The organism is Bacteroides sp. An19 (genome assembly GCF_002160215.1).
GTDB lineage: Bacteria > Bacteroidota > Bacteroidia > Bacteroidales > Bacteroidaceae > Phocaeicola > Phocaeicola intestinalis.
The window spans coordinates 1-5,659 of record NZ_NFKD01000111.1; the positions used below are offsets into that span (position 1 = coordinate 1).

The 5,659-nt window shown below is 46.0% G+C and carries 7 protein-coding genes and 1 pseudogene; 7 read left to right on the top strand and 1 reads right to left on the bottom strand.

Annotated features, from left to right (window positions below; genetic code table 11):
- Positions 1-104: 104 nt before the first annotated feature.
- The 7 genes from B5F25_RS20440 to B5F25_RS22590 all read left to right on the top strand — a co-directional run bounded on the left by B5F25_RS20440 (position 105) and on the right by B5F25_RS22590 (position 5,281).
- A complete protein-coding gene (locus B5F25_RS20440) occupies positions 105-578 on the top strand; it encodes a DUF456 domain-containing protein (RefSeq protein WP_206423574.1) in 474 nt (157 codons plus the stop codon).
- A gap of 31 nt (positions 579-609) precedes the next feature.
- The gene (locus B5F25_RS21360) at positions 610-867 is read left to right on the top strand and encodes a hypothetical protein (protein ID WP_140407004.1); all 258 of its coding nucleotides are present in this window, start codon (positions 610-612) and stop codon (positions 865-867) included.
- A gap of 120 nt (positions 868-987) precedes the next feature.
- Positions 988-1,665 (top strand): hypothetical protein, encoded by a 678-nt coding sequence (locus tag B5F25_RS20445; RefSeq protein WP_087251700.1) that lies wholly within the window; start codon positions 988-990, stop codon positions 1,663-1,665.
- Between the two features lie 257 nt (positions 1,666-1,922).
- Positions 1,923-2,453, top strand: a complete 531-nt coding sequence (locus B5F25_RS20450; RefSeq protein WP_140407005.1) for a hypothetical protein — start codon at positions 1,923-1,925, stop codon at positions 2,451-2,453.
- Between the two features lie 24 nt (positions 2,454-2,477).
- The gene (locus tag B5F25_RS20455; protein WP_022040829.1) at positions 2,478-2,807 is read left to right on the top strand and encodes a DNA-directed RNA polymerase sigma-70 factor; all 330 of its coding nucleotides are present in this window, start codon (positions 2,478-2,480) and stop codon (positions 2,805-2,807) included.
- Between the two features lie 155 nt (positions 2,808-2,962).
- On the top strand, positions 2,963-4,282 hold the full coding sequence (locus B5F25_RS22585) for a carboxypeptidase-like regulatory domain-containing protein (RefSeq protein WP_241148461.1): 1,320 nt from the start codon (positions 2,963-2,965) through the stop codon (positions 4,280-4,282).
- 21 nt (positions 4,283-4,303) lie between these two features.
- Positions 4,304-5,281, top strand: coding sequence for an outer membrane beta-barrel family protein (locus B5F25_RS22590; RefSeq protein WP_262483277.1), 978 nt, complete (start codon positions 4,304-4,306; stop codon positions 5,279-5,281).
- A 100-nt stretch (positions 5,282-5,381) separates the two neighbouring features.
- On the opposite strand, the pseudogene B5F25_RS20465 reads toward B5F25_RS22590, so the two are convergent.
- Positions 5,382-5,659 (bottom strand): annotated as a pseudogene (locus B5F25_RS20465) (hypothetical protein); the annotation flags it as partial.

The window sequence follows — 5,659 nt, forward strand, 5'->3', positions numbered from 1 at the left end:
ACCACAACGTCAACATACAGGTTCAACAAAACTATAGCGACTGTCACTATGAATCCAATAGTAACAGTCGCTATCATTATATAGATATTTAATGACTGTAGTTTATCGAATGCTTACTCCTTATCATATTAGGTGTCATTTGTCTGGTGGCGGGTATGCTGGGCTGTGTGCTTCCGTTACTTCCCGGACCTCCGCTTGCCTATGTCGGCATGTTGCTGTTTCATTTCACCGGTCGGTTGCAGTTTACTCCGGTGCAGTTGGTTGTGTGGGCTGTATTGGTTGTTCTGGTGCAGGTGCTCGATTACGTGATACCGATGTTGGGGACGAAGTATGCCGGAGGCACCAAATGGGGCAATTGGGGATGTGTCATCGGTACGGTAGCAGGCTTGTTCTTTCCGCCTTGGGGAATCATTTTTGGACCCTTCTTCGGAGCGGTCATTGGTGAGTTGGTGGGAGACAAGAACCTGAAAGATGCCTTGCGTTCCGGGTTCGGCTCTTTGGCGGGCTTCTTGTTCGGAACAGTTGTCAAGCTGGCATTGTGCGGTTATTTCGTTTGGCAATTCCTTGCAGCCTTCTGAGTTTGTTGGAGGATGGTCAGTCAGAAATGAAATGCGAATATTTCTAAGCCTGTACACATGGCGGTGCGGGCTGGGAGTTAGATGCCAATACCTCTTGCATTGTTTTTGGATGCGGCAGCTTGTGTCGCCCGATGCGGTTAGCTGCTTTCCTGTCAGCATCTATCTGCGTTTTCAGTCCTCTATAGCCAGTACTGCTGTCCTGATAGGTCAGGACTGCAGTCCTTGCTGGGAGGACTGGGAAAAGGAGCAGGATGTGTCGGGCGAAGCAAGCTTTTGCGTTGTCGGATGAGGTTTATTGGCAGAAGGGATAAATATGATGAACTGTTGTGTTTCAGCGTATTGAATTGTAAATCCTGTATGATGGATTTTAAAAAATTGTTATACCTTTGCAGGCATAAAAGGACAAGCCATGAAACCGAATGCCGTAACCTGCCTATTGTTGATTTTCTGTGTGATGAACCTGTTCTTCGGCTGCTCTCAGCGGAAAACCGCCCCTTTGCCCGAACTGGAGCGGGCGGAAGCGGTGATGTTCGACCATCCCGACAGTGCCTTGCGTATTTTAGAATCTATGCCCATGCCTGCGGATAAGGGGCAGCATGCCTTGTGGTGCCTGCTGGTGACGCAAGCGAAATACAAGCAATACCTTCCTATCCCTTCTGATTCGTTGATTCGTATTGCGTATGATTATTACAAGCCTACGGATGATGCCCGGCGTAAGGCGATGGCAGCACTTTATATGGGTGGGGTGAATTATGATTTGAAGAATATCGAAGAGGCGATGACATATTATCTGGAAGCTAAAGATGAAGTGGCGCATACCGATGATTATACATTAGGCTATTTGGTAATGTCCAGTCTTGGCAATTTATACCTTTATAGAAAACTAACAGATTATGCATTGGAGGTATGTCAAAAGGCTTATGATTATGCAATGAAAACTTCTTATTTTAAGTATAAAGCAGATGCATTAAGAAGTATAGCAAGAACTTATCATGTGAAGAATAAGTTGGATTCAGCTATTGTTTATTATGATAAAGCTATTATGGAAGCACATAATGCGGAATTATTAATGTTGAACAGAGGATAAAAGTGGAATTAGCCGGTATCTATATTAATAAAGGTGAATATAGTAAAGCATTGGAATTGCAAAAGGATGAATTTGGACAATATTATATTTCCGCTCAATCATTATATTGTATAGGCACGATTTATATGAATCAAGAAAAATACGATTCTGCTTATTTTTATTTGACGCAGGCGTTAATAAATTCGAATGTTTATACACGTCGAGGTGTTTACCGGAATTTATTACGTTTAAGTTATCATCCTCAATATCAGAAATACATGATTAATTTCTGTGATTCATTGCGTGCATATGAAGATTCGGTGCAGAGACTGGATAAAAGTAAGGAGATTATTATTTATAGGGGGAAGTATGAAAAAGAGAGATTAGTAACTCAAAACCAGCAGTTAGAATTGGAAAAGGTTTATACTTCCCGTCTGCTTCTCCTACTGACTATTATAGTTTTAGTCCTGCTTGTTTTGTTGGTTTATTTCTATCAGCGGCGGAAAATAGCCATACACGAAAAGGGAGAGGAACTGAACCGTCTGGGCTTGCGGCTTCACGAGCATGAGTCGCTGATGGACCGGAACAACGCTTACATTGCGGAACTGGAAGCGCAGATAGCCGAGGGGCGTGAGGCTTCGGACCAGTTGGGTGAGCAAGAGGAAACGCTTGCCTCCCTACGTAAGGAAAACGATTCCTTGCGCCGTGATGCGGACCGCTTGCGTAAGGAAATGGAGAAGCTCCGCCTCCCTTCGGAAGAGTCGGTCGGTACGGAACGCATCGCCGCAGAACTTCGCCAGACCAGGTAGGAGAACGAGGAGCTCCGCATCCGCATGCTGGAAAGATACCCCGAGCTTTCCTCCCTCCATGCCCATCCGGTGTACCTTCAGGCGGAAGGCATGTCACGGCTCCGCCAGATATGCGATACGGTGTACGGGGGCTTTTGCCGGCGCCTCTCGCAATCCGTCCCTTCGCTGAGCGAATACGAGGTGGAGCTGTGCTGCCTGATCAAGCTCCGCTTCACTGTCGGTGAGATAGCCGCCCTGCTGGGCATTTCCCCTTCCTCGGTCTCTACCAGCAAGCACCGTGTGAAGAAGAAAATCTATTCGTGCCTCGGCATCACGGACAAGAAGAGCCTGGACTTATGGGTTTGGGAAGCCTGAACATGCCGCATCTGTATAGATTCGGCTTTCCTTAAAATTTGTAATCCGTTTATTATAAGCTGTTTATAGGAACGGTGCTGTATAGATGGATTTCTTGTTTCATCGGATAATACTCTTTAACTTTGCGCCAAACAAAACAAAGACAATCAACCGAAATGAGACAGATTTTATTCTTTTTGCTGTGTCTGTGCGCGGCATCCATCCTTCCGGCGCAGACCTACACGGGCAAGGTGACAGACGAAAAGAACCAGCCCTTGCCCTACGCCAATGTAGTATTGTTATCCTTTCTCGATTCCGCTTTTGTGACAGGAACGGTGAGTGACGAATCGGGTGCTTTTACTTTGAAAAGTGAGAAGCCGGACTTGCTGCTCCGGGTCTCTTCCATTGGCTATGCCACTCTATATAATAAGGTAGAGAAACCGGACTTGGGAACCATCCAGCTTTTGCCCGATGCGCAGTTGTTAGGCGAAGTGGTTGTAAAGGGAGACTTGCCTAAAGTGCGCCTGAGAGGGGATGCCATGGTAACGAATGTAGCGGGCACGATTTTGGAAAAGGCAGGTACAGGAAATGATTTGCTTGACCGCATTCCGGGCGTTTCAGCAAATGATGGTACGGTGAATGTATTTGGAAGCGGCAATGCGGTTATTTACATCAATGGCAGAAAGATGAGAAACAGTTCGGAGCTTGACCAGCTTTCGTCGGACAATGTCAAAAGCGTGGAAGTGGTGCGCAATCCGGGCGCACGTTATGAAGCATCGGTGAAGGCTGTGATACGTATTATTACTAAAAAGGCGCAGGGCGAAGGCTTCGGTTTCAATAACCGCTTCTACACTTCTTACCAATACGATTGGAATGTGCTCGACCAGTTCAATTTTAATTACCGCAAAGGAGGGTTTGACTTGGGAGGGATGCTGTTCGGTGTAAACCAGAAATTTGAAGACAATAAGACTATAATACAACGCACTTACCTTGATAAGGTATGGGAACAAGCTTCGGGTTTTAACAGCCCCTATCACTCGCAGACCTTGTCCGCCATGCTTTCGCTGAACTACCAGTTCAATGAGAACCATTCTATAGGCGCACGTTATGATTTCGACCGTAGACCGAAGAATCTGCAGCATATCAGTATGGAGACTTCTGTAACCCGGGACGAAAACGAATATGAAAGGAGCCAAAGCACGGGAATGTCGGATTACACGGATACCAGACACCTGCTGAACATGTATTACAACGGGTGTGCCGGAGACTGGAGCCTTGATTTCAACGCTGACGGCATGTGGACGGAAAGTAAAAACCCACAATATACAGATGAACTGGTAACCCCTGCCGGAGGTGTACAGACAGAACAGTCCGTTACGATCCTTGCCTTGACAGAGAACCGGCTTTATGCCGCCAAGCTGATAGCTGAACATCCCCTATGGAGCGGGAATCTTTCCGTCGGGACTGAATATACATACAGCAGCCAGATGAGCTGATATACTAATAAGGAAGGGATTCTGGAGGACAATCACAATGACATTAAGGAAAATGCCGTTTCGGCTTTTGCGGAATATGCCTACAGCTTCGGTAATCTTCAAGCGAGGGCAGGAGTGCGTTATGAACATCTGAAATCGGATTATTACGAAGACGGGGTGAAAAGTGCCGAGCAAAGCCGTGTGTATGACAACGTCTTCCCTTCCGTGTCCCTCGCCTTTCCAATAGGGAAGGTACAGACCCAGCTGACCTATTCGGGCAATATCAAACGGCCGGATTATTACGATTTGCGAAGCGGCATCAGTTATGTCAACCGTTATAGCTACGAAAGTGGGAATCCTTATTTGGAACCCGCTATCGAACATGTCGTTTCGTTGAACATGTCGTACGGCTGGCTGTACCTGAATGTGAATTACATCCATGGGAAAGACGTTGAAATACAATACAGCCGGGCTTATTCAGAAGAGAATCCCGCTGTTTCCCTGTTGACCCATATTAACGCTCCGGAAATAGACAAACTGAATGCCACGTTCACCTTGTCTCCGTCCGTAGGCATCTGGTCGCCCCAGCTTACCCTTATGTTTAACCAGCAATGGTTTAGGGTAGACACACCGGAAGGCCGACGTAATTTCAACAATCCTGTCGGCGTGTTCCAATGGGATAACACGTTTGCTTTTCCAAAAGGTTTTCAGTTCAACTTGGACATGATGGTCTCTACACGAGGCGATGAAGAGACTATCAAGTATATGAAGCCATACGGGGCACTGAATTGCTCCCTTTATAAAAGTTTTTTCAGCGGCTGTCTCAGCTTTCAACTGAAAGCTAATGACCTGTTGAATACGGCTCAGCCTGAATGTACGCTTTATAGTGGAAACCGTACGATTTGGGTGGATGCTGAATCACGTCGCAGCATTGCCTTGACTGTCCGCTACAAATTCAACGCCACAAAGAGTAAGTACAAAGGTACAGGTGCCGGTCAGGAGCAGCGGAGCCGGATGTGATTTTAAGTTTGTGAGTTTTTTAGTTCTTGAGTTTTTAAGTTTCTCTTATGCTTAACTCAAGAACTTACGAACTTAAGAACTAAAAAACTTACAAACTAACCTACAGGCTGTTGATTTCTTCTTCGGACAAGCCGCTGCATTCAGCAATTATGCTGATTGCAACTCCTTTAGCTTTTAGGCTTTGCGCCATTTCAATTGCTTTTTTCTTTGCTCCTTTTTCAATACCGATTTTTTCTCCTTCTTTCAGTCCTTCCTTGCGTCCTTCTTTCAGTCCTTCCTTGCGTCCTTCTTCCTTCGATTTAATTTTCGCAGTATCAATGGTATTTTTCCAGTCCCGGTAGATTTTCAGGCTTTCTTCGTAGCTGTCGTATTCGGTCT

What these genes read in the sequence shown, in the direction of transcription:
- B5F25_RS21360 (WP_140407004.1), top strand. Translation starts at nt 610, where the DNA reads ATGCGAATATTTCTAAGCCTGTACACATGGCGGTGCGGGCTGGGAGTT.
- B5F25_RS20445 (WP_087251700.1), top strand. Translation starts at nt 988, where the DNA reads ATGAAACCGAATGCCGTAACCTGCCTATTGTTGATTTTCTGTGTGATG.
- B5F25_RS20450 (WP_140407005.1), top strand. Translation starts at nt 1,923, where the DNA reads ATGATTAATTTCTGTGATTCATTGCGTGCATATGAAGATTCGGTGCAG.
- B5F25_RS20455 (WP_022040829.1), top strand. Translation starts at nt 2,478, where the DNA reads ATGCTGGAAAGATACCCCGAGCTTTCCTCCCTCCATGCCCATCCGGTG.
- B5F25_RS22585 (WP_241148461.1), top strand. Translation starts at nt 2,963, where the DNA reads ATGAGACAGATTTTATTCTTTTTGCTGTGTCTGTGCGCGGCATCCATC.